Origin of the sequence: Arsenicibacter rosenii, assembly GCF_001870735.1 — a bacterium.
GTDB lineage: Bacteria > Bacteroidota > Bacteroidia > Cytophagales > Spirosomataceae > Arsenicibacter > Arsenicibacter rosenii.
This window is the reverse complement of record NZ_MORL01000218.1, coordinates 1-722: the sequence shown is the minus strand read 5'-3', so window position 1 is coordinate 722 and position 722 is coordinate 1. Positions and strand designations below refer to the sequence as shown.

1 protein-coding gene is annotated in these 722 nt (G+C 52.2%); it reads left to right on the top strand.

What is annotated here, in order from left to right; all coding sequences use genetic code 11:
* Positions 1 to 618, top strand: a 618-nt coding sequence (locus BLX24_RS30930) for a TolC family protein (protein ID WP_177226001.1), incomplete at its 5' end; no start/stop codon positions are given.
* Positions 619 to 722: the final 104 nt, after the last annotated feature.

Sequence of the window (722 nt, the reverse complement as noted above, 5' to 3'; positions counted from 1 at the left end):
AGTTCGGATAACTTTTTCAACCTGTCGCCGCTGAAGCTCAGCGCGGGTATACCGGCTCAGCTGCTGGAAAACCGGCCGGACATTCGTCAGGCCGAGCTGCAGGTAGCGGCAGCCAAACTGAACATCAGCGTGGCCAAAGCAGAATTCTATCCGTCGCTCAACCTGTCGGCATCGCTTGGTCTGATGGCTTTTAATCCGTTGTATCTGGCCAGCGTACCGGAGTCGATCATTGCCGGTCTGGCTGGTGACCTGATGGGGCCGCTGATTAACAAAAACCGGATTATGGCCGAGTATAAAAATGCCAGTGCAAAGCAGATTCAGTCCGTTTATAACTATGAGAAAACGGTGTTGAATGCCTACATCGAAGTCGCCAACCAGGTGTCGAACATGGATAACCTCGAAAAGAGCTATAACATGAAAAACAACCAGGTACAGGCCCTGACTCAGTCAACGACGATTGCGCTGAAGTTATTCACATCGGCCCGGGCCGATTATATGGAAGTGTTGCTTACACAGCGGGACGTTCTGGAGTCGAGAATGGAGCTGATTGAAACCAAAATGGAGCAAATGAATGCCATGGTAAGTGCTTACCGGGCATTGGGAGGCGGCTGGCGGTAAGCTGCTTGGCCATCCCGGATGAAAGTGAATGCGTAGTACAGGCAATGTTCCTGTCAGCAGCATGGGGTCGGAGGGCAGCTTCCGGCCCCTTTTTTGTGCTGTCT